Origin of the sequence: Kitasatospora sp. NPDC051705, assembly GCF_044453265.1 — a bacterium.
Lineage (GTDB): Bacteria > Actinomycetota > Actinomycetes > Streptomycetales > Streptomycetaceae > Kitasatospora.
Window position 1 is genome coordinate 1 of record NZ_JBITCO010000030.1, and the last position, 20,950, is coordinate 20,950.

The window sequence follows — 20,950 nt, forward strand, 5'->3', positions numbered from 1 at the left end:
ACCCCGCCTGGGCCGACATCGACTTCCTCGACGACCCCCTCGCCGGCACCCTCCAGGCCGAAGCCGACCACGCCGTCACCGCCGGCCTCCTCAAGAAGCCGAACCTGAACGGCATCTACGACCTCACCCTGCTCAACAAGGTGCTCAAGGAGAAGGGCCAGAGCCCCGTGGCGGACGCCGGGCTCGGCGCCAAGTAGCGCCGGGCAGCACCGAGTCCCGCTCCCCGACTCCGCGGTCCGGACCCCCGCCCGCCCGGTCGATCCACGATCGATGCCCACCGGGACGGGCGGGGCCGGGCCCCGGCCCCGAACCCGCCAGACCACTCACGCAGGAGGTGCCCGGATGACCCCGGCACTGACCACCTCGGCGGACGCCGCCGGCACCGACGCCCCCGTCGACACGCCCGCCGTCCGGATCTCGCACGTGCACAAGTCCTTCGGCCGCCCTGGCGCGCAGACCCCCGTCCTGGACGACATCACCCTCGACGTCGCGCCCGGCGAGTTCGTCACCCTGCTCGGCGCCTCCGGCTGCGGCAAGTCCACCCTGCTCAACCTGGTGGCCGGCCTCGACCGGCCCACCGCGGGCAGCATCGAGGTGCCTGGCGGCCGCCCGGCCCTGATGTTCCAGGAGCACGCGCTGTTCCCCTGGCTCACCGCCGGACGCAACATCGAGCTCGCCCTCAAGCTCGCCGGCGTCCCGCGCGCCGAACGCCGCGCCGAGGCCGAGCGCCTGCTGGAACTCGTCCGCCTCAAGGGCTCCTACGGCAAGCGGGTGCACGAGCTGTCCGGCGGCATGCGCCAGCGCGTCGCGATGGCCCGCGCCCTCGCCCAGGGCAGCAAGGTGCTGCTGATGGACGAGCCCTTCGCCGCGCTCGACGCCATCACCCGCGACGTGCTGCACGACGAGATCACCCGGATCTGGGCCGAACGGCAGCTGTCCGTCCTGTTCGTCACCCACAACGTGCGCGAGGCGGTGCGGCTCGCCCAGCGCGTCGTGCTGCTCTCCTCCCGCCCGGGCCGGGTCGCCCGCGAGTGGCGGATCGACCTGCCGCAACCCCGCCGGATCGAGTCCGCGGGCGTCGCCGACCTGTCCATCGAGATCACCGAAGAACTGCGTGGGGAGATCCGTCGCCATGGCCAGCACTGACACCACTCCGGTCCTGGACAAGACCGACCGGACCCCGGCCGACCGGGCCGCCCCCACCGACACCGCGGACGTCGGCGCCGGCCTCGACGCCCTGGACGCCGTCTCCGCCCAGCGCGGCTCGCTCGGCGAGGCGCTGCGGGCCAAGGCACTGCCGCCGCTGATCGGCGTGCTGGTGGTGCTGGCACTGTGGCAGGGCGCGTACAGCCTGCACCTCACCTCCGCCTACAAGCTGCCCAGTCCGGCCGACGTGTGGCACTCCGCCCAGGACCTCTGGTACCAGGGCACCCTGTTCTCCATCATCTGGACCAGCGTCTGGCGCGGCCTGTCCGGCTTCCTGCTGGCCGTCGTCATCGGCACCCCGATCGGGCTGGTCGTGGCCCGGGTGCGCCCGGTGCGCACCGCGATCGGGCCGGTGCTGCAGGGCCTGCAGTCGCTGCCCTCGGTCGCCTGGGTGCCGGCCGCGGTCATCTGGCTCGGCATCAACGACCGGATGATGTACGCGGTGATCCTGCTCGGCGCCGTCCCGTCGATCGCCAACGGCCTGGTGGCCGGCATCGACCAGGTGCCGCCGCTGTTCCTGCGGGCCGGCCGCACCATCGGCGCCACCGGCCTGACCGGCGCCCGGCACGTGCTCATCCCGGCCGCGCTGCCCGGCTACCTGGCCGGCCTCAAGCAGGGCTGGGCCTTCTCCTGGCGCTCGCTGATGGCCGCCGAGCTGGTGGCCTCCTCCCCCGACCTGGGCCTCGGCCTCGGCCGGTACCTGGAGAACCAGCGCGAGTTCTCCGACATGTCCGGGGTGCTGCTCGGCATCGTCCTGATCCTGTTCGTCGGCATCGCCATCGAACTGCTGGTGTTCACCCCGGTCGAGCGCCGGGTGCTGCGCAACCGCGGCCTGCTGGCCGCCGCCAAGTGAGGTGACGACCGATGACGCCCGCCCTGCTCCTGATCGCGCACGGTAGCCGCGACCCGCGGCACGCCGCGACCGTGGCCGCGCTCGTCGAGCGGGTGCGGGCGCGGCGGCCCGGCCTGGAGGTCGCCACCGCCTACCTGGACCACTGCGCCCCGCGGATCCCCCAGGTGGTCGGGCGGCTCGGGGCGGCGGTGGCGGTCCCGCTGCTGCTCAACCGGGCCTTCCACGCCAAGCACGACGTCCCGGGCGCGCTGCGGGCCGCCGGTTCCGGGCTGCCGGTGGCGGACGTGCTCGGGCCCTCCCCGCTGCTGCTCGCCGCCCTGGAGCGGCGGCTCGCCGAGGCGGGACTGGACGTGGGCTCCGCGGCCGTCCGGGCCCGGACCGGACTGGTGCTGGCGGCCGCGGGTTCCTCGGACCCGGCGGCCGACGCGGCGACCCGCGCGGTGGCCGACCGGTGGCGCCGCACCCGGGGCTGGGCCGGCGTCGAGGTGGCGTACGCCTCGGCCTCCGGTCCGCGCGTGCCCGCGGCGCTGGCGGCCCTGCGCGCGGCCGGGGCCGTGCGCACCGCCGTCTCGCCGTACCTGCTGGCACCGGGGCTGCTGCCCGACCGCATCGCGGCGGACGCGGCGGGTGCCGACCTGGTCGCCGGGGTGCTGGGAGCCGCCCCCGAGGTGGCGGAGCTGCTGCTGGAGCGCTACGACGGGGCGCGGGCGGCCGCGCGGGCGGCGGTCCCGGCGCCGGCGGCGCTGTCCGCCTGAACCCGCCCGGACGGCTGGCCGACCGGCTGGCCGACCGCTCGACCACCCGGCCACCCGCTGGACCACCCGCCCGCGGCATCACCGGCCCGGGCGCGGATCAGGCCGCCGGGGCCCAGCCGGTGATCGCGAAGCGGCTGCCCTCGCGCCGGACCTCGGCCGCGCCGGCGCCGGCGAAGTGCGCGGGCACGACGAGTTCGCGGTCGTCGGCGGCGCGTTCGAGCACGCTGCGCCGGGTGGCGGCGGCCTGCTGCGGGGCCTCGCAGAAGCAGCTGCTGTGGCTGGGGTCGAGGATCTGCACGGGGCTGTGCATCAGGTCGCCGACGAACACGGCGCGGTCCGTCCCGGACCGCACCCGCAGGACGGCGGATCCGGGGGTGTGGCCGGGGGCGGCCTCGAGGGTGAGGGCGGCGTCGATGCGGTGGGTGCCCTCCCAGAGCACGGCCTGGCCGAGCACGGGGGCGATGCTGTCGGTGTAGACGAGCTCGTCGCCGGCCCGGGCGGCCCGCTCCTGCTCGTTCCGGGCGGCGGGGCGCCGGTGGGCGTTGCGGGGGTCGAAGTGGCGCTGGTCGGCGAGCGGGATCAGGTAGGTGGCGTTGGGGAACGTCGGCGTCCACGCGCCGTTCTCCAGCCGGGTGTTCCAGCCGACGTGGTCGTAGTGGACGTGGGTGTTGACGACGAAGTCCACGTCCTGAGGCCGGACGCCGGCGGCGGCGAGCCGGTCGAGGAAGTCGCCCTCGAGGCCGCTGAAGAGCGGGGCCTGGGGCCGGTCGCGGTCGTTGCCGACGCCGGTGTCGACGAGGACGACCTTGTCGGCGCAGTGCAGGATCCAGGTCTGGACCGCTCCGACGAGGTGGTCGTCCGCGGGGTTCCAGTGGTCGGTGGCCAGCCAGGCGGCGTTGTCCCGCCAGAGCTCGGGGGGCGAGCCCGGGACGACGGTGCGGGCGGGCGCGAACGGGCCCTGGAGTTCGACGATCTTGGTGACCTCGATCTCGCCGAGGTGGAAGGTCTGCATGACTCCACGTTAGGTCGGGCGGGCGAGCGTTCCGATGCCCGATCGGCTCGTATGATTGCGCGATCGTCTCGCCACCCGGCCCGTACGATGAGCCGGTGGACGTACTGAGCGACGCGATCGCGGCCATGCGCACCGGGCGGCCCTCCTCCGACCGGCTGCGGGTCCTCGGGCCGTGGTGCCAGCGGTTCGAGCCCTACGACGGGGCCGGGTTCCACGTCCTGCTGCGCGGCGCCGGCTGGCTGGTCCCCGAGCACGGCGAGCCGACCCGGCTGGAGGCGGGGGACGCGGTCCTGGTGCCGCACGGCGGCGCGCACGCGCTGTCCGACTCGCCGCGGGTCACGGGCCCGGCGCCGTTCGGCACGCTCGTCGACGGGGCGGACGCCCCGGACGGCGCCGCCGACTTCCTGTGCGGCAAGTACCGGCTGGACCGCACCCGCGCGCACCCGGTGCTGGCCGGCCTGCCGGAGGTGGTGCACGTCCCGGCCCGGCTCGGCCGCCACCCGGAGCTGCGCGCGGCGATCGAGCTGCTGGCCGCGGAGGCCTCCGGGGCCCGGCCGGGCCGGGACGCGGCGGTCTCGGGGCTGCTCGACCTGCTGCTGGTGTACCTGGTGCGGGCCTGGCTCGACGGGAACGTGCAGGAGGGGTGGCCGCTGGCACTGCGGGACCGCGAGGTGGCGGCCGCGTTGGAGGCGATCCACTCCGACCTGACCCGGCCCTGGCGGGTGGAGGACCTGGCGGCCCGGGTCGGGCTGTCGCGGGCGACGCTGGCCCGCAGGTTCACCGCGCTCACCGGGCAGCCGCCCATCGGCTATCTGACGTGGTGGCGGATGACCACGGCGGCGCGGCTGCTGCGCGAGACCGACCAGCCGCTGCCGGCCGTGGCGCGGAAGGTCGGCTACGGCTCGCCGTTCGCGTTCTCGCACGCCTTCAAGCGGCACGCGGGGCTCACCCCGGGCCGCTACCGCGCGGCGGCGGAGCGCCCCTGAGGCGGTGCGGCCGACGGCTCCCCGGAGGGGCCGCAGGAGCGTCGGCCGCGCCGCCCCGCGCGGGGCGCCCGGATCAGACGGGCAGGTTCCACTTCTGGTTGGCGGCGCCGTTGCAGTCCCAGATGCCCAGCTGGTTGCCGTTGGTGGTGGAGAACCCGAGGTCGTCCAGGCAGCGGCCGGACTGCGGGTTGAGGAGCGAGCCGTCGGGGCGGGCCTGCCACTGCTGGGCGCCGGTGCCGTTGCAGTCGTAGAGCTGGGCGAGGGTGGCGTTGCCGGTGCCGCCGCCCTTGATGTCCAGGCACTTGCCGAGGGCGCGGACGGTGCCGTCGACGCCGATCCGCCACTTCTGGGCGACGCTGCCGTTGCAGTCGTAGATCTGCACGGGGGTGCCGTTGCCGGTGTTCGCGCCCTTCACGTCCACGCACTTGCTCGCGTAGCCGGTGATCTGGCCGGTCGGACCGGCGGGGGGCGTGGCGCCGAGGACGACGCGCGGGAACCAGACGGCGTCGCCGACCATGCAGCTCGCCGAGACGCTGCCGTCGCCCATCCCGAAGCCGCCGAAGGCCGGGCGGAAGAGCTGCATGGTGTGGTCGGCGTTCCAGTACTGACAGCTGGCCGTGACGGCCCAGGTCTGCATCGGGTCGAGGCCGGTGCAGGTGCCGACGGCGTTCCACGGGCCGGCGTAGACCGTGCAGGACGGGGCCGCCTGTGCGGCGGTGGCCGGAGCGAAGAGCGCGGCGGCGGCGGCGATCAGGGAGGAGGCGAGCAGGGCGGTGGTGCGGCGCATGGAACCGGTCCCCTTCGTGGATGACTGTTCGTCAGTCGGCTTGTTCGGCTTGGCCCGTGACAGTTCCGTGCGGAATGTGCGGGGCTCGTGAAGCCTCGGGGAAGTGGTACCGGGCGTCAACCGGCAGCTCGCCGGAACTGCCGGTCGCACCGCTGCTGAGCGGCCGCGGTGCGGCGACCGGCGGTTTCCGGCGGGGGCGGCCCGGACGGGCGCCGGTCGGCGGGTCGTTCGTGGGCGCGGGCACCGCCGCCACCCGCGCGGGCACTGCCACCCGCACCGGCGCCGGCACCGGCACCCCGCGCGGGCACCGGCACCGCCCCGCCGGAACGCCACCGGCCCGGCACCCCCGTACTGCGGGGGGTGCCGGGCCGGTGTCCGTCCACGGGCTGCGTCAGTCGAACTTGCGCCGCTGGCGGCCGGTGCCGTAGTTGGAGCCGCTCTTGGCGCCGCTGCCGGGCTTGGCGCGGCCGGAGGAGCGGCCGATGAACCCGGCGGCCTGCGGGCGGTCGCCCTGGGCGGCGGCGCCCATCCGCTGCTTGGGGCGGGGGCGGCGCGGGTTGCCGTTCATGTCGACGTCGGTGGGCAGCCCGGAGCGCTTGCCGGCGCGGCGGCGCGGGGCGCCGGTCCGGCCCTCGGCGGGCTTGTCGGCCGCAGGGGCGGCGACGACCGGGACGGCGAGGGTGACCGCGACGCCGCTGGGGGTGCGGGCGCCGGTGATCTTGGCGAGGTCGGCGTCGCCGGGGCGGACCTTGGTGACGGTGGGGCGGATGCCCGCGACCGTCATCAGCCGGTTGACCTCGCGGCGCTGCTCGGGCAGCACGAGGGTGACGACGGTGCCGGACTCGCCGGCCCGGGCGGTGCGGCCGCCGCGGTGCAGGTAGTCCTTGTGGTCGACCGGAGGGTCGACGTTGACGACGAGGTCGAGGCCCTCGATGTGGATGCCTCGCGCGGCGACGTTGGTGGCGATCAGCGCGGTGACGTTGCCGTCGCGGAACTGGTCCAGGACCCGGTTGCGCTGCGGCTGGGACTTGCCGCCGTGCAGGGCCGCGGCCTTGACGCCGTTGGCGAGCAGCTGCTTGGCGAGCCGGTCGGCGCCGTGCTTGGTGTGCACGAACATGATCACGCGGCCGTCGCGGGAGGCGATGTGCGCGGTGGTGGACGCCTTGTCGGCCGGGTCCAGCTGGAGGACGTGGTGGTCCATGGTGGTGACCGCGCCGGCCGAGGGGTCGACCGAGTGGGTCACCGGGTCGGTGAGGAAGCGCTTGACCAGGCGGTCGACGTTGCGGTCCAGGGTCGCGGAGAACAGCATCCGCTGCCCGCCCTCGGCGACCTGCTCCAGCAGCTTGCTGACCTGCGGCAGGAAGCCCATGTCGGCCATCTGGTCGGCCTCGTCGAGGACGGTGACGGCGACGTCGGAGAGGTTGACGTCACCGCGGCCGATCAGGTCGTCCAGCCGGCCCGGGGTGGCGACCAGGACCTCGGTGCCGCGCCGCACCGCGTTGGACTGCCGCCCGATGGACATGCCGCCGACGACGGTGGTGATCCGCAGGTTGACGGCGGTGGCGTACGGGGTGAGCGCCTCGGTGACCTGCTGGGCCAGCTCGCGGGTGGGGACCAGGACGAGCGCCAGCGGGTAGCGGCCGACGGCGCGCTTGCCGGCGGTGCGGGCCAGCAGCGGCAGGCCGAAGGCGAGGGTCTTGCCGGAACCGGTGCGGCCGCGGCCGAGCACGTCGCGGCCGGCGATCGAGTCGGGCAGCGTGGCGCCCTGGATCGGGAAGGGCTCGGTGACGCCTTCGCGGGTGAGCGCGGCGAGGATGCCCTTGGGCAGTTCGAGCTCGGCGAAGGTGGCCGCCGGGGGCCGGGCCGGGGTGCCCTCGACGACGGTGAAGTCGGCGGCCTCGGGCGTGGTGGTGCGGGGGGCGCCGGCGCGGCTGCGCGGCTTGCGCGAGCGGTCGGCGCCGGTGGCGCGCGGGTTGTCGCCGCGGCGGGCGCGGTCGGCGTTCTCGCCGCGGCGCGGGCGCTCGGTGCGGCGGGCCTGGTCGGCACCGCGGTCGGCGGTGCGGGCGGCGCGGTCGCGCGGGGGGTGGGCAGGGGTGGTCAAGGGGTCTCCGTCCGGAGGTCTACAGCCCCGGTGTCGGGGGCTGGTCGGCCGTCGGATTGGAGTTCGCCGCCCCGGCCGTACGGCGGCATGGGCGAGGGCCCGCACCGAGTGGTGCGGGCCCCCGCTTCGCGATATCGCGAGTCAGCGCGGAGGCTGACGTCAGCCGATGACGCGGATGTTCTCGGCCTGCGGGCCCTTCTGGCCCTGGGTCACGTCGAACTCGACCTGCTGGCCCTCGAGCAGCTCACGGAAGCCGTTCGCCTGGATGTTCGAGTAGTGGGCGAACACGTCCGGGCCACCCTCGGCCTGCTCGATGAAGCCGAAGCCCTTCTCGCTGTTGAACCACTTCACGGTGCCGGTAGCCATAACCGTCTCCTCTAAAACTGGGGCATCAGGGATCCACACCGTGTGGACCCCGGAGTAGCCGCGATCCCCATCCGGAGACTGAAACACCGGACAAAACAAATGCGCCTGTTGGTTGGAACCAGCAGGCGCACACATACGTTCATGGGAACCAAAACTGCAACTGAGTCGACTGTAGCACGGCGGCACCCCGATTGACCGGGGACTTTTCTGCCCGACAGATCACGTTTGGCGGCGCCGGGAAAGGGGCAGGCGGCGCCCCGCCGAAGCGGGGCGCCGCCTGTTTCCGGACGAACCGGTCAGCGCCGGCCGGCCGGCTCCGGCACACCGTGCGAGCCCGCCACCGGAGCAGGGCGGCCGCCCTGGCCGTGGCCGTGGCCCGGGGTCGCGCCGTGACCGGGCCACCACGCGGCGTTGCCGATCAGCGCGGTGAGCGACGGGGTGAAGAACATCGCCATCACGAAGGCCGCCAGGATGATGCCGAAGGCCATCGCGAAGCCGAACTCCATCATGAAGGTGTTGCCCGCGAGCATGAACGTCCCGAACGAGGCCGCCAGGATGAACCCGGCCGCGGCGACGGTCGGACCGCCGTGGCGCAGCGCCTCGCGGGCCGCCTCGCGCGGGCTGCGGCCCTCGCGGGCCTCCTCGCGCAGTCGGGCGATGATCAGGATGTTGTAGTCCGTCCCGATCGCCACCACGAAGAGGTAGATCAGGATCGGCATCATGAACATCAGGCCGGTCTCGTGGCCGATCTTCTGGAAGAGCAGCGTGGTGGCACCCAGCGTGGCGCTGAAGCCGAGGCCCACCGAGGCCATCAGGTACCAGGGGGCGACCACGCTGCGCAGCTGGAGCGCCAGGATGAGCAGGATCAGCAGCCCGGCGATCGGGAAGACCAGCTTGTAGTCGTGGGTCATCGCCAGGTTGATGTCCTTGTACACCGAGGTGAGGCCGGCGACCTTGGCCTCGGTGCCGGCCGGGGCCTGGCCGTGGGCGACCTCGCGCAGCGCGGTGACGGCGTCGATCGCCTCGTTGCTGGCGGGCGCGTCCTTGAGCATGACGGTGAACTGGGCGGTGGTGCCGTCGGCGCTGACGCTCTTGGCCTCGGCGCTCGGCACGTAGACCTTGGAGACCCCGGTGACGCCCTGGAGCTTGTCGGCGTAGGCCTGGAAGGAGGCCGGGTCGAGCTTCGCGCCCCCGGTGCTGCTCAGGTAGACCTGGCTCGGGTCGGCGGCGCCGGCGGAGAAGCCGGTGGCCATCTTGTCCTGGACGACCATCGACTCCTTGTCCTTGGGCATGGAGCTGCCGGCCATGTCGAACAGGCCGTTGTAGCTCAGCGCGCCGACGGACAGGGCGATCAGGACGGCGCCGGAGGAGGCGGCGACCAGCGCCGGACGCTTCTGGACGACACGGCCGAGCGCGGTGAAGCGCGCGGTGCTCGGCTCGTTCATCCACTTCTTGCCGGGCCAGAAGACGGCGCGGGCGGGGATGACGGCGAGCAGCGCCGGGGCCAGGGTGAGCGCGGCCAGGGCGGTGACGACCACCGCGATGGCCAGCGCCGGGCCGAGGGCCTGGAACATGCCGAGGCTGGAGAGGATCAGCGCGGCGAAGGCGATGGTGACGGCGCCGGCGGCGGAGGCGATCGCCTCGCCGACCCGGCCGACCGCGTTGACCACGGCGTCCTTGCGGTCGTCGCCGGCCCGCAGCCGCTCGCGGTAGCGGAAGGCGAGGAACAGGAAGTAGTCGGTGCCGACGCCGAGCACGACGACGATCAGGATCGCCATCAGCACCGGTGTGCTCTTGAGGTCGAACGCCTTGGTGGCGTAGTTGATCATGCCCATGGAGGCGGGCAGCGCGACCACCAGCGAGACCAGGATCGGCAGCAGGCCGGCCAGGACGCTGCGGAAGATGATGCCGACGATCAGGATGACCAGCAGCAGGGTGGCCATGGTGATGATGCCCTCGGCCGAGCCGGAGGCGTCCTTCTGGTCGAGGGCCTGCGCGGCGGGGCCGCCGAGCTGGAACTTCAGCTCGGTGCTGCCGGCGAGCGACTTGCCCTCGTCGCGGATGGCCTTGGCCACGTCCGCGATCTGGTTCTGGTCCTGCTGCTTGGCCTTGTCGACCTCGATCATGGCCATCGCGTACTTGCGGTCCGGCGAGAAGCCGAACTGGTCGCTCGGCGGGACGATCTTCGCGACGCCGTCGATCTTCTTGGCGGTCATGTCGTCGACGAGCTTGCCCATCGCGGCCTTGTCGCCGTCGGTGAGCGCGCCACCGTCGCTGCGCTCGAACAGGGCGAGCGCGGACGGGGTGAAGGCGGACGGGAAGGCCCGCTCCTGCACCTGCATGGCCTGGATGGACTCGTAGTGCTTGGGGAGGAAGGCGGCCTCGTCGGTCTGGGAGCTGACCTTCGGCGCCGTGGCGACGACGGCGATCATCCCGACCACCCACGCGATGATCACCCACCACGCGCGGCGGACGACGAATTGTCCTAGTCGGTGGAACATGCTCGATGCCTCCTGGGCATGGTTCACCGCAGCCCTTGGGGGACGGGACGCCGGGCGACGGCAGGACCGGCGGGAGACGCTCGTCGACGCTCCCTAGCCGGTCGGCAGGTAAGTAGGTCTGGGCGTCATCCTACGAGCACGTGCTTGCCGACCGGCAAGGAGCCCCCGTGTTCCAACCCCCGTCGGGCCGCCCCGAACCGGCCCCGACCCAGTCTCTCCCGAACGGACCCCTCTTGACCTCGTGCTCCGGGTGGAGACAGCTCCCCCTCAGGGTGGATCCCACCCCCTACCCCCGGGGAGGAGACATCAGGGTAGGACGGTAGGGAAAACCCCACCCCGCCCCCGAGGAAGGCCCCCGGGCGGGCTCACCCGCCAGCCGGATACCTGGTCAACGGCCGTTTCCCTACTGTCTGTTGCGGCGCCGGACCGCACCGGCGCCCGCGATCCGGCGGCCACCACGGGCCGGTCCGGCACCACCGCGCCGGCGACGACCGCCGCACTCCCCGGGGGGACCCACCATGACGACCAGATCCGGCACGGCCGCCGCCATCGGCGCCTGGAGCGCCCGGCACAGGAAGACCGCCGTCTTCGGCTGGCTGCTCTTCGTCGTGCTCGCCGCCGTCCTCGGCGGACTGCACGGCAGCACGCAGGTCACCGAGTCCGAGGCCATGCCCGGCCAGGTCTCCCGCGCCGCCAGGCTCCTCGACGAGGCCGGCCTCAAGAGCCCCGCCACCGAGAACGTCCTGGTCCAGAGCGCCACCCGCAAGGCCGACGACCCCGGCTTCCGGGCCGTCGTCGACCAGGTGACGAGCGCCGTCCGGGCCACCGGCAAGGTCACCGCGGTCCGCTCCCCCGCCGACACCGGGGCGGTCTCCGCGGACGGCCGTTCCGTCCTCGTCCAGCTCACGCTCGACGGCGACCACGACCGGGCGCTCGCCGACGTCCCCGCCGTCCTGGACGCCGTCGCGGCCGTGCAGCGGCAGCACCCCGACCTCACCGTCGTCGAGCTCGGCGACGCCAGCTCCGGCAAGTGGATCCAGGACCAGTTCGCCGACGACTTCGCGCGCGCCGAGTGGACGGCCGTGCCGCTCGCCCTCGGCATCCTGCTGGTCGCCTTCGGCGCCCTGGTCGCCGCCGTGCTGCCGGTGGTGCTCGCGCTCACCGCCTTCGTCGCGGCCGGCGGACTGGTCGCGCTGACCAGCGGCCTGCTGCACACCAGCAACGACGCCAGCTCGGTCATGCTGCTGGTCGGCCTCGCCGTAGGCGTCGACTACTGCCTGTTCTACCTGCGCCGCGAACGCGAGGAACGGGCCGCCGGCCGCGACCCGCACACCGCGCTGGCCGTCGCCGCCGCCACCAGCGGCCGGGCCGTGCTGGTCTCCGGTGTCACCGTGGTCGTCGCCATGGCCGGCATGTTCCTCACCGGGATCGCCGACTTCCGGGCCATGGCCTTCGCCACCATCGTGGTCGTCGTCACCGCCGTGCTCGGCTCGCTCACCGTGCTGCCCGCCCTGCTCTCCCTGCTCGGCGACAGGGTCGAGCGCGGCCGGGTGCCGCTGCTCGGCAGGCTCCGCCGCCGGGACACCGCGCACACCGGCGGCCGGTTCTGGAACGCCGTGCTGACCCCCGTGCTGCGCCGCCCGCTCGCCGCCACCCTGCTCTCCGGCGCCTTCCTGCTCGCGCTGGCCGCGCCGCTGCTCACCATGCACACCGCCAACCTGACCTTCCAGCAGCAACTGCCCCGCGGCAACGCCCTGGTGACCGCGGCGCAGCGGATCGAGGCCGCCTTCCCCGGCAGCCCCTCCCCCGCGACCGTCGTCGTCAAGGCCGCCGACATCACCTCCCCCGCGATGACCGCCGCCCTGGCCGACCTCAGGGCGCGGGCCCTGGCCAGCGGCCGGATGCACGGACCGGTGGACGTCACCGTGCACGCGGAGCACGGCATCGCCACCGTCGACGTCCCGCTCAACGGCACCGGCAACGACACCACCAGCAACGAGGCGCTGCGGACCCTGCGCGAGGACCTGGTGCCGGCCACCGTCCTGCGGGTGCCCGGCACCGAGGCCCCGGTCACCGGGCAGACCGCCGGCTCGTACGACTTCAACGCCCGGATGACCGGCTCGATGCCGCTGGTGTTCGGCTTCGTGGTCGCCTTCGCCTTCCTGCTGATGCTCACCTCCTTCCGCTCGCTGGCCGTCGCCGCCACCGCCGTCGTGCTCAACCTGCTCTCGGTGGGCGCCGCGTACGGGGTGCTGACCCTGGTCTTCCAGCACGGCGTGGGCGCCTCGCTGCTGGGCACCGCCGGGGTCGGGGCGGTCGAGTCCTGGGTGCCGCTGTTCCTCTTCGTGATCCTCTTCGGCCTCTCGATGGACTACCACGTGTTCGTGGTCTCCCGGATCAAGGAGGGCCGCGACCGCGGCCTGCCCACCCGGGCCGCGATCGCCCACGGCATCCGCTCCACGGCCGGGGTGGTCACCAGCGCCGCGGTGATCATGGTGGCGGTGTTCGCGGTCTTCGGCACGCTCTCCATGCAGGCGATGAAGCAGATGGGCGTCGGCCTCGCCGTCGCCGTCCTGATCGACGCGACGGTGATCCGGGCCGTGCTGCTGCCCTCCGTGATGAGCCTGCTCGGCGAGCGCAACTGGTACCTGCCGCGCTGCCTGCACTGGCTGCCGGACCTCTCGCACGGCGAGGCGGCCCCGCCGGCCGGTGCCGGCGACACCCCGCACGGCGGTTCCACCGCGCCGTTCGGGTCCGCCCCACCGGTCGGTCCCGGCTCCGGCCCCGCGCCGGACGGCGGGCTGCCCGCCCCGGCCCCGCAGGGCGCGCGGCACCGCCGGATCGAGGTCTGAGCCCCGGCGCCCGTCCCGCCCGTCCCGCCGCCGTACCACCCGTACCACCCGCGCCGGCCCGCCGGCCGCCACGCACCGGTGCCGGACCCCGCAGCCCGCGGGGCCCGGCACCGGTGCGTCATGATGATCACGACCCGGAGGCCTCCGGATGAACGCCGGCACAACGGAGCACCCCATGATCCCCTTCGACGAGGGCCGCGCCCGGCTGCTGCTCGCCCGGGCCTGCGCGTCCGCCGGCCTGCCCGGCCCCGACGACGCCCGGCTGCTCGCGCTCGGCGAGAACGCGGTCTTCGACCTCGGCGACCCGGCCGTCGTCGCCAAGGTCGGCCGCGGCCCCGAGCTGCAGGAGCGGGCGCGGCGCGAACTCGCCGTCGCCCACTGGCTCGCCGGGCAGGGCGTCCCGGTGGTGCGCCCCCACCGGGAGCTCCCGCCCGGGCCGCAGCTCGCCGACGGCCATCCGGTCACCTTCTGGTACCGGCTCGCCCCCGCCGTGCGACCCGCCCGGCCCGCGGACCTCGCCCCGCTGCTGCGCGCCCTGCACCGGCTCCCGGCGCCTCCGCTGCCGCTCGGCCGGCGCGACCTGCTGGCCCCGGTCGAGCGCTGGCTCGCCGGCGCCGAGGGCCACGTCGATCCGGCCGACGTCGACTTCCTGCGCCGCCGCCGGGACGCCTTCGCCGCCGCCCTCCCCGACCTCTCCCCGCACCTGCAGCCCGGGGTGATCCACGGCGACGCGCTGCCGCGCAACGTCCACGTCGGCCCGGACGGGCCCGTCCTGCTCGACCTGGAGACCGTCTCGCACGACCTGCGGGAGCACGACCTGGTGGTCCTCGCGCTCAGCCACGACCGGTACGGCGTGCCCGGGGAGGAGTACCGGGCGTTCACCGCGGCGTACGGCTGGGACGTGCGGGACTGGCCCGGCTTCGCGGTGCTGCGCGGGGCGCGGGAGACGGCCAGCGCCTCCTGGGTCGCCCAGCAGGCGCCCGGGAACCCGGCCGCGCTGGCGGAGTTCCGGCGCCGGGTCGAGTCGCTGCGGGAGGGGGCCACCGGGGTGCGCTGGTACCCCTTCTGACGCGGGGGCGGACGGGGCGCGAGGGGCGCCGGATAACCGCCGGACGGGTGGGGTGCCAACCCGGGCCGGTGTGAGAAGACTCCTACGGCGGTCCGGTCCGGCGCGCAACCGGGGCACGTACGATCGGCGTCCTATCGGACAGTCATCCTGACCGAGGGATCGGCCCCCGTCCATGCACCCCTCTGCGCCAACCGGAGCCGCCGCCATGCCCCAGCCCGCCCCCCGCGAAGCCACCCTCCCGACCCGCACGGCCCGCCGCCGGCGGCTGTTCGCGGGCTGCGTCGTGGTGGCCGCCGCCCTGGGCCTGGCCGCGTGCGGCACCGCGAACGGGGCGCTCCAGTCGCAGGCCAGCGGCAGCCCGGCCACCCGGCCGCCGATCACCATCACCCCGGACACCGGCGCGCCGACCGGGACCCCGGCCGGGACCATCGCGCCCACCCCCGGCTCCGACGCCGTGGCCGGCTCCCCCGCCGCCCCGCCGGCCACCCCGAAGCCGCGCACGTCCAAGCAGCCGGGCACCCCGGCCGGATCCCCGACGGGCTCCCCGACCGGATCGACGACGGGGTCACCGGCAGGACCGGCGACCGGAGCGCCCAGCGCCGTCCCCGCCGTGCCGGCCGACTCCTCCCACCCGGCCACCCCCGCACCGCCGGCCCCCACCGCGTCCGCGCCCGGGGCCCCCGGCCACGCCAAGCCCGGCACCGTCCTGTCCTCCACCGCCTCCGGCGGCCGCACCGTGGCACTCACCTTCGACGACGGCCCCGGCCCCGCCACCGGGCAGATCCTCGACCTGCTCGCGCAGTACCACGCCAAGGCCACCTTCTGCGAGATCGGCCAGAACGCCGCCGCCAACCCGGCCCTGGTCAAGCGCGTCCTCGCGGCCGGCCACCGGCTCTGCGACCACAGCGTCCACCACCCGCAGCCGTTCGCGAAGCTCCCCCACGACAAGGCCGCCTACGAGATCTCCGCCGCCAAGGACATGATCGTCCAGGCCGGCGGCCCCGGCACCCAGGTGACCTGGTTCCGCGCCCCCGGCGGCGGGTTCAACGCCGACAACGAGCAGATCACCGCGGGCCTGGGGATGTCCTCGCTGGGCTGGTCGGTCGACCCGCGCGACTGGTCGCGCCCCGGCGTGCCCGCCATCGTCTCCACCGTGCAGAACCAGCTGAAGCCCGGCGGCGTGATCCTGATGCACGACGGCGGCGGCGACCGCAGCCAGACCATCGCCGCGCTCAAGCAGCTGCTGCCCTGGCTGGTGGCCCAGGGCTACACCTTCGACTTCCCGGCCGCCTAGCGGAGCCGACGGCCGCGCCGCGCCCGGCCACCGCGGCGCGGAACAACGCCGGAGCCCGGCCCGCACCCGGCGCGCCCTCCGGCGGCGGGCCCGGCCGCGGGGCACGGGGACCACGGACCGACCACTCGGCCATCGGCCACTCGGCCCGAAGGCCCGGACGGCGCCACCGCCCGCGCGCTCCGGCGGCGGCGGTCATCTCATCGGCCACCGCGGATCCACCACGGCCTGCGGGTCCTTGCCGCGGCGCAGCCACTCCTGCAGGCCCTCGGCCCACTCCCGGTACCAGCCGATCTGCCGCTGGTGCAGCTCGGCCGCCGGGACGTCGCCGACCTCGGCGCGGTAGCGCTCGGCGAGCGCGACCGCGACCCGGACGGCGGCCAGCGCGTCGCTGCCGGCCTCGTGCGCGTCGGTCAGCTCCACGCCGTACACCTCGCAGACCCGCTGCAGGGTGCGCGAGCCCTTGCGGTACCTGTCCACGGCGCGGTCGACGACCAGGGCGTCCAGCACCGGGCCGACCGGCCCGCCGAGGCGCTCCGCGAGCGGCGTCAGCCCGTGCCGGCGCAGCTCGGCGTCGAGCAGCGACAAGTCGAAGGGGGCGTTGAAGGCGACCACCGGGTGCCCGGCGGCGAGCCGCTCGCAGAGCGCGGCGGCTATCTCCTCCACCGCCTCCGCGGCCGGCCGGCCCTTGCCGCGGGCCACGTCGTCGCCGATGCCGTGGATCGCCTCCGCCTCCGCCGGGATCGGGACCCCGGGATCGAGCAGCCAGTGCGCGGCCCCCACCCGGCGGGCCCCGACGGTGTCCACGAGCGCGGCCGTGACGATGCGGTCCACGGCCGGGTCGGTGCCCGTGGTCTCCAGGTCGAAGCCGACCAGTGGCTGCTGCCACCAGCTCATAGGGGTGTGTCCTTCCGTCCGGCCGCTCGAATCAGCCCCTATCATCACCCGCCCCACCGACAACCCGGCCGCTGGGTGGGGCCGCGGCCGGTCCGGCGGGGGCGGCGCACGAGCGGCCGCGGCCGGCCCCGGACCGCGTCCGGGGGCCCCAACGGCGGCGACGCACGGTGTGGTTGGGCACACGACCGCACGGGCGACCGCGCGCCCCGGACCACGTACTCGCACACCGAGGCCGCGGCGGCCGACACCACCGCGGACGGGGCGGAGGCCGCGTGGGGCCCCTGAGCGCGTGGACGGCCGCCGGGCCGGTTCCTCAGGGGCGGTGCACGTCTTCGAGACGCGGTGCGGCGCCGTCGTCCCCCGTGATCGGCACGGGGGCTCCGCCCACCACGGCCCGCACCGCCCCGACCGGGGGCCACCCGGCGGGCGGCGTCCTCAGGAGACGGGCCGGGAGTCGCCCCAGACGCCCTCGAACTCCTCGCGGTAGACCTCCAGCAGCCCCGCCTCGGTGCCGCCGGGCTGCTGGCCGGCGCCGCCGCGCAGGACCAGGGCGGGGGACTCCATGCCGCGGGAGCGGCGCAGGTAGGGCTGGATGACGCCGAGGTCGCGGGTCTGGCGGCGGCCGCCGATCTGGCCGGCCGGGCGCGGGCCCTCGACCAGGTAGGCGGTGAAGCGCGGGGTCTCGTCGAAGACCCGGATCTCGAAGCCGCCCTGGTCGCGCAGCCGGGCCCGGACCCGGCGCACGTGCATGATGTTCATCTCGATGGACCGGGACAACTCGTTGCGCCCGAGGCCGAGTTCGCGTTCGCGCCGGCGGACGGCGCTGCTCGCCGGGTTGAGGAAGAGCAGCCGGACCCGGCAGCCCTCGCCGGCCAGCCGGACGAGCCGTTTGCCGGTGTAGTTCTGGCAGAGCATGCCGAGGCCGATGCCGAGCGCGTCGAGCCGCCGGGCGCCGTCCAGGAGGTCCTCGACGGGCAGGTCGCGCTGGAGGCGGACCCGGTCGGCGTGGACGGCGACGACGTCGGCGTAGCGGCCGGCGACGAGGGACTCGACGACGTCGGCGGGCACCCCGCCGGCGCCGCCGTCGAGGACGGCGAGCAGGCGGGCGGCGGCGCGTTCGGTCTGGGCGAGGACGGTCGGGGTGAGCACCCGGTTGCGGGAGACCACGTGCCGGGCCACCTCCAGCTCGTCCAGGGCGAGTTCGATCTCGCGCCGGTCGGCCAGGTAGGGCTCGAAGCAGGGCCAGTGCTGGACCATCAGCTCGCGCAGCTGGGGCAGGGTGAGGAAGACCAGCGGGTCGTCGTCGGCCGGGTCGAGCAGGTAGCCCTTGCGGCGGCTGATCTCGCGGACGGCGCCGGCCCGGTGGGCCCACTCCTCGCCGGCGGGGCCGGCGGCCGCGGTGACCCAGTCCTCGCCGTGGGCGGGGGCGTAGATGGGGTGCAGGACCTCGTCGACGAGGGAGCGCAGCCGCTGTTCGACGAGGTTGAGCCAGACGTAGGCGCGGCCGGACAGCCGTACCCGCTGGTAGGCGTCCTCCCACTCGGCGACGGACCAGGCGAGGGCGGGGACCTCGACCGGGCCGCCCTGGGCGGGCACCAGGGCGCGGCCGGTGGAGGTGGGGCGCATGACGACCGTGGGCGCCTCGCTGCGGGCGCCGCCCCGGTCGGGGCCGCCGGGCTCCGAGCCGCGGCCGCCGGCGGGGAACACCATGCGCCACCTCATCTGGTCTGCTGCTGCCTTCTGGCCCCGATCGGCTGATGGACCGCCACCGGCCCGGGGCGGCCGGACGATCAAGGGTACTGCCCGCCGCGAGCGGTGCGCAGCCGGATGGCCCACCGGGCCCGGGGCCACCACCAGGCCCACTCTTCACAGGAATGGCCGCCGGACACCCGTTCGGGCGAACCGGGATCACATGTCCCGGCCGCCGGGGGAAGGCTCGGGGAGTATGCGCACTGTGCCGTGCGTCACGGCGCACGGGCGCCGCACATGCCCGGCCGCCCGGCCGGGAAGAGAGCGTCCGGGTCCGGGGCAGATTGTCGGACTACCTGTCAGTTTCAGTCAGTGGCAAGGAAGTTGAGGACTCATGCAGGTCTGGCCGGGTAAGCCCTACCCCCTCGGTGCCACCTACGACGGGGCCGGCACCAACTTCGCGGTGTTCTCCGAGAGTGCCGACCGCATCGAGCTGTGCCTGATCGGCGAGGACGGCTCGGAGACCGCCGTCGAGCTGCGCGAGACGGACGCCTTCGTCCGGCACGCCTACCTCCCCGGCGTGCAGCCGGGCCAGCGCTACGGCTTCCGCGTCCACGGCCCCTACAACCCCGGCCTGGGCCTGCGGCACAACAGCGCCAAACTGCTGCTGGACCCGTACGCCAAGGCGATGAGCGGCACCATCGACTGGGACGAGGCCGTCTACGGCTACCACTTCGGCGCCCCCGAGCGCCGCAACGACCTCGACTCGGCCCCGCACACCATGCACTCGGTGGTCATCAACCCGTACTTCGACTGGGGCACCGACCACCCGCCGCGCACCGACTACCACCGCACCGTCATCTACGAGGCCCACGTCAAGGGCCTCACCCAGCTGCACCCGGGCATCCCCGAGGAGATCCGCGGCACCTACGCCGGCCTGGCCCACCCGGCGGTGATCGAGCACCTGGCCAAGCTCGGCGTCACCGCGATCGAGCTGATGCCGGTGCACCAGTTCGTCCGCGACCACCGGCTGCGCGACCTGGGCCTGTCCAACTACTGGGGCTACAACACCATCGGCTTCTTCGCCCCGCACTCCTCGTACTCCTCCAACGGCGACCGCGGCCAGCAGGTGCAGGAGTTCAAGTCGATGGTCAAGGCGCTGCACGCGGCCGGGATCGAGGTGATCCTGGACGTCGTCTACAACCACACCGCCGAGGGCAACCACCTCGGGCCGACGCTCTCCCTGCGCGGCCTGGACAACGTCTCCTACTACCGTCTCGCCCGGGACCAGCGCTTCTACGAGGACACCACCGGCACCGGCAACAGCCTGCTGATGCGCAGCCCGCACGTGCTCCAGCTGATCATGGACTCGCTGCGCTACTGGGTCACCGAGATGCACGTCGACGGCTTCCGCTTCGACCTCGCCGCCACCCTGGCACGGCAGTTCCACGAGGTCGACCGGCTCTCCTCCTTCTTCGACCTCGTCCAGCAGGACCCGGTGGTCTCCCAGGCCAAGCTGATCGCCGAGCCCTGGGACCTCGGCGAGGGCGGCTACCAGGTCGGCAACTTCCCGCCGCTGTGGACGGAGTGGAACGGCATGTACCGCGACACCGTGCGCGACCTGTGGCGCGGCGAGAACGCCACCCTCGCCGAGTTCGGCTCCCGCCTCACCGGCTCCTCCGACCTCTACCAGGACGACGGCCGCCGCCCCATCGCCTCCATCAACTTCGTCACCTGCCACGACGGCTTCACCCTGCGCGACCTGGTCTCCTACAACGACAAGCGCAACCAGGCCAACGGCGAGGACAACCGCGACGGCGAGTCCTTCAACCGCTCCTGGAACTGCGGCACCGAGGGCCCCAGCACCGACCCTGCCGTCGAGGACCTCAGAGCCCGCCAGCAGCGCAACTTCATCGCCACCCTGATGCTCTCCCAGGGCGTGCCGATGCTCTCCCACGGCGACGAGCTCGGCCGCACCCAGCAGGGCAACAACAACACCTACTGCCAGGACAACGAGATCTCCTGGGTGCACTGGCCGCAGGACGACGGCCCGCAGGCCCGGCTGCTGGAGTTCACCCAGGGCATGATCTGGCTGCGGCGCGACCACCCGGTGTTCCGCCGGCGGCGCTTCTTCCACGGGCGCCCCGTCTCCGGCCGGCCGGGCGCGGGGGCGCCCGCCACCACCGGCGGGTACGACGACCTCACCGACATCGCCTGGTTCACCCCCGGCGGGGAGGAGATGACCAAGCGCAACTGGGGCGCCAGCTACGCCAAGTCGCTGACCGTCTTCCTCAACGGCTACGCCATCTCCGAACCCGACCGGCGCGGCGGGCGGATCGTCGACGACTCCTTCCTGCTGATGTTCAACGCGCACTTCGAACCGCTGGAGTTCACCGTCCCCGCCGACCACGGGCAGGAGTGGCAGGTGGTGGTCGACACCGCGCAGCCCCGGCTGCCCGCCCCGGGCACCGGCGCCCGGGTCAAGGCCGGCGACACCCTGTGGCTCACCGACCGCTCGCTGATGGTGCTGCAGCGGCCCGCGTGACCGGGCCCGGTCACCTGTTCGGGTCAGCAACGGGTCTTGG

General features: G+C 74.4%; 15 protein-coding genes and 1 pseudogene. 9 read left to right on the plus strand and 7 right to left on the minus strand.

Translation table 11 applies throughout. The annotated features are described in order from the left end of the window. From ACIA8Q_RS28460 to ACIA8Q_RS28475, 4 genes and pseudogenes are all read left to right on the plus strand, one after another. Positions 1-197: pseudogene (locus ACIA8Q_RS28460) on the plus strand (sulfate ABC transporter substrate-binding protein); the annotation flags it as partial. Between the two features lie 145 nt (positions 198-342). Next, positions 343-1,146: an ABC transporter ATP-binding protein gene (locus tag ACIA8Q_RS28465; RefSeq protein ID WP_360212346.1), complete on the plus strand. Its 804-nt coding sequence runs from the start codon at positions 343-345 to the stop codon at positions 1,144-1,146. Then, a complete protein-coding gene (locus ACIA8Q_RS28470) occupies positions 1,133-2,059 on the plus strand; it encodes an ABC transporter permease (protein ID WP_360212348.1) in 927 nt (308 codons plus the stop codon). The genes ACIA8Q_RS28465 and ACIA8Q_RS28470 overlap by 14 nt, the downstream gene beginning before the upstream one ends. A gap of 11 nt (positions 2,060-2,070) precedes the next feature. Continuing rightward, positions 2,071-2,814 carry a sirohydrochlorin chelatase gene (locus ACIA8Q_RS28475; RefSeq protein ID WP_360212349.1) on the plus strand — a complete coding sequence of 248 codons (744 nt, stop codon included), beginning with the start codon at positions 2,071-2,073 and terminating at the stop codon, positions 2,812-2,814. Between the two features lie 97 nt (positions 2,815-2,911). Here ACIA8Q_RS28475 and ACIA8Q_RS28480 read toward each other — a convergent pair whose 3' ends face one another. Beyond that, entirely contained in the window at positions 2,912-3,826 is a 915-nt protein-coding gene (locus tag ACIA8Q_RS28480) for an MBL fold metallo-hydrolase (protein WP_396317916.1), read from the minus strand. A 95-nt stretch (positions 3,827-3,921) separates the two neighbouring features. Here ACIA8Q_RS28480 and ACIA8Q_RS28485 point away from each other — a divergent pair, with 95 nt between their 5' ends. Beyond that, a complete protein-coding gene (locus ACIA8Q_RS28485; protein WP_360212353.1) occupies positions 3,922-4,812 on the plus strand; it encodes an AraC family transcriptional regulator in 891 nt (296 codons plus the stop codon). A gap of 73 nt (positions 4,813-4,885) precedes the next feature. On the opposite strand, the gene ACIA8Q_RS28490 is transcribed toward ACIA8Q_RS28485, so the two are convergent. The 4 genes from ACIA8Q_RS28490 to ACIA8Q_RS28505 form a co-directional block, all read right to left on the minus strand. Next, entirely contained in the window at positions 4,886-5,599 is a 714-nt protein-coding gene (locus ACIA8Q_RS28490) for a ricin-type beta-trefoil lectin domain protein (protein ID WP_396317917.1), read from the minus strand. Between the two features lie 391 nt (positions 5,600-5,990). Further along, complete coding sequence (locus tag ACIA8Q_RS28495; RefSeq protein ID WP_360212357.1) at positions 5,991-7,700, minus strand: DEAD/DEAH box helicase; 1,710 nt, start codon at positions 7,698-7,700, stop codon at positions 5,991-5,993. Between the two features lie 159 nt (positions 7,701-7,859). Then, positions 7,860-8,066: a cold-shock protein gene (locus tag ACIA8Q_RS28500; protein WP_360212358.1), complete on the minus strand. Its 207-nt coding sequence runs from the start codon at positions 8,064-8,066 to the stop codon at positions 7,860-7,862. 296 nt (positions 8,067-8,362) lie between these two features. Continuing rightward, positions 8,363-10,498 (minus strand): MMPL family transporter, encoded by a 2,136-nt coding sequence (locus ACIA8Q_RS28505; protein WP_363365459.1) that lies wholly within the window; start codon positions 10,496-10,498, stop codon positions 8,363-8,365. 587 nt (positions 10,499-11,085) lie between these two features. Between ACIA8Q_RS28505 and ACIA8Q_RS28510 the strand changes: the two genes are divergently transcribed. From ACIA8Q_RS28510 to ACIA8Q_RS28520, 3 genes are all read left to right on the plus strand, one after another. Continuing rightward, positions 11,086-13,419 (plus strand): MMPL family transporter, encoded by a 2,334-nt coding sequence (locus ACIA8Q_RS28510; protein WP_396317918.1) that lies wholly within the window; start codon positions 11,086-11,088, stop codon positions 13,417-13,419. 175 nt (positions 13,420-13,594) lie between these two features. Beyond that, positions 13,595-14,488 (plus strand): aminoglycoside phosphotransferase family protein, encoded by an 894-nt coding sequence (locus tag ACIA8Q_RS28515; protein WP_360212364.1) that lies wholly within the window; start codon positions 13,595-13,597, stop codon positions 14,486-14,488. A gap of 205 nt (positions 14,489-14,693) precedes the next feature. Next, positions 14,694-15,782, plus strand: a complete 1,089-nt coding sequence (locus ACIA8Q_RS28520) for a polysaccharide deacetylase family protein (protein WP_396317919.1) — start codon at positions 14,694-14,696, stop codon at positions 15,780-15,782. A 192-nt stretch (positions 15,783-15,974) separates the two neighbouring features. Here the strand turns inward: ACIA8Q_RS28520 and ACIA8Q_RS28525 are convergent, their stop codons facing one another. Together ACIA8Q_RS28525 and ACIA8Q_RS28530 are read right to left on the minus strand one after the other, a co-directional pair. After that, on the minus strand, positions 15,975-16,676 hold the full coding sequence (locus ACIA8Q_RS28525) for an exonuclease domain-containing protein (RefSeq protein WP_360212368.1): 702 nt from the start codon (positions 16,674-16,676) through the stop codon (positions 15,975-15,977). Between the two features lie 435 nt (positions 16,677-17,111). Beyond that, positions 17,112-18,386: an SAV2148 family HEPN domain-containing protein gene (locus ACIA8Q_RS28530; protein ID WP_360212370.1), complete on the minus strand. Its 1,275-nt coding sequence runs from the start codon at positions 18,384-18,386 to the stop codon at positions 17,112-17,114. 373 nt (positions 18,387-18,759) lie between these two features. Between ACIA8Q_RS28530 and glgX the strand changes: the two genes are divergently transcribed. Continuing rightward, positions 18,760-20,910 (plus strand): glycogen debranching protein GlgX, encoded by a 2,151-nt coding sequence (glgX, locus tag ACIA8Q_RS28535; RefSeq protein ID WP_396317920.1) that lies wholly within the window; start codon positions 18,760-18,762, stop codon positions 20,908-20,910. Positions 20,911-20,950 lie beyond the last annotated feature (40 nt).

Bases quoted from the DNA above. Each gene is read 5' to 3' on its own strand.
- ACIA8Q_RS28505 (WP_363365459.1), bottom strand. From the start codon at position 10,498: ATGATCGCCGTCGTCGCCACGGCGCCGAAGGTCAGCTCCCAGACCGAC.
- ACIA8Q_RS28525 (WP_360212368.1), bottom strand. From the start codon at position 16,676: ATGAGCTGGTGGCAGCAGCCACTGGTCGGCTTCGACCTGGAGACCACG.
- ACIA8Q_RS28470 (WP_360212348.1), top strand. From the start codon at position 1,133: ATGGCCAGCACTGACACCACTCCGGTCCTGGACAAGACCGACCGGACC.
- glgX (WP_396317920.1), top strand. From the start codon at position 18,760: ATGCAGGTCTGGCCGGGTAAGCCCTACCCCCTCGGTGCCACCTACGAC.
- ACIA8Q_RS28480 (WP_396317916.1), bottom strand. From the start codon at position 3,826: ATGCAGACCTTCCACCTCGGCGAGATCGAGGTCACCAAGATCGTCGAA.
- ACIA8Q_RS28465 (WP_360212346.1), top strand. From the start codon at position 343: ATGACCCCGGCACTGACCACCTCGGCGGACGCCGCCGGCACCGACGCC.
- ACIA8Q_RS28490 (WP_396317917.1), bottom strand. From the start codon at position 5,599: ATGCGCCGCACCACCGCCCTGCTCGCCTCCTCCCTGATCGCCGCCGCC.
- ACIA8Q_RS28475 (WP_360212349.1), top strand. From the start codon at position 2,071: ATGACGCCCGCCCTGCTCCTGATCGCGCACGGTAGCCGCGACCCGCGG.
- ACIA8Q_RS28510 (WP_396317918.1), top strand. From the start codon at position 11,086: ATGACGACCAGATCCGGCACGGCCGCCGCCATCGGCGCCTGGAGCGCC.
- ACIA8Q_RS28515 (WP_360212364.1), top strand. From the start codon at position 13,595: ATGATCCCCTTCGACGAGGGCCGCGCCCGGCTGCTGCTCGCCCGGGCC.
- ACIA8Q_RS28530 (WP_360212370.1), bottom strand. From the start codon at position 18,386: ATGGTGTTCCCCGCCGGCGGCCGCGGCTCGGAGCCCGGCGGCCCCGAC.
- ACIA8Q_RS28520 (WP_396317919.1), top strand. From the start codon at position 14,694: ATGCCCCAGCCCGCCCCCCGCGAAGCCACCCTCCCGACCCGCACGGCC.
- ACIA8Q_RS28500 (WP_360212358.1), bottom strand. From the start codon at position 8,066: ATGGCTACCGGCACCGTGAAGTGGTTCAACAGCGAGAAGGGCTTCGGC.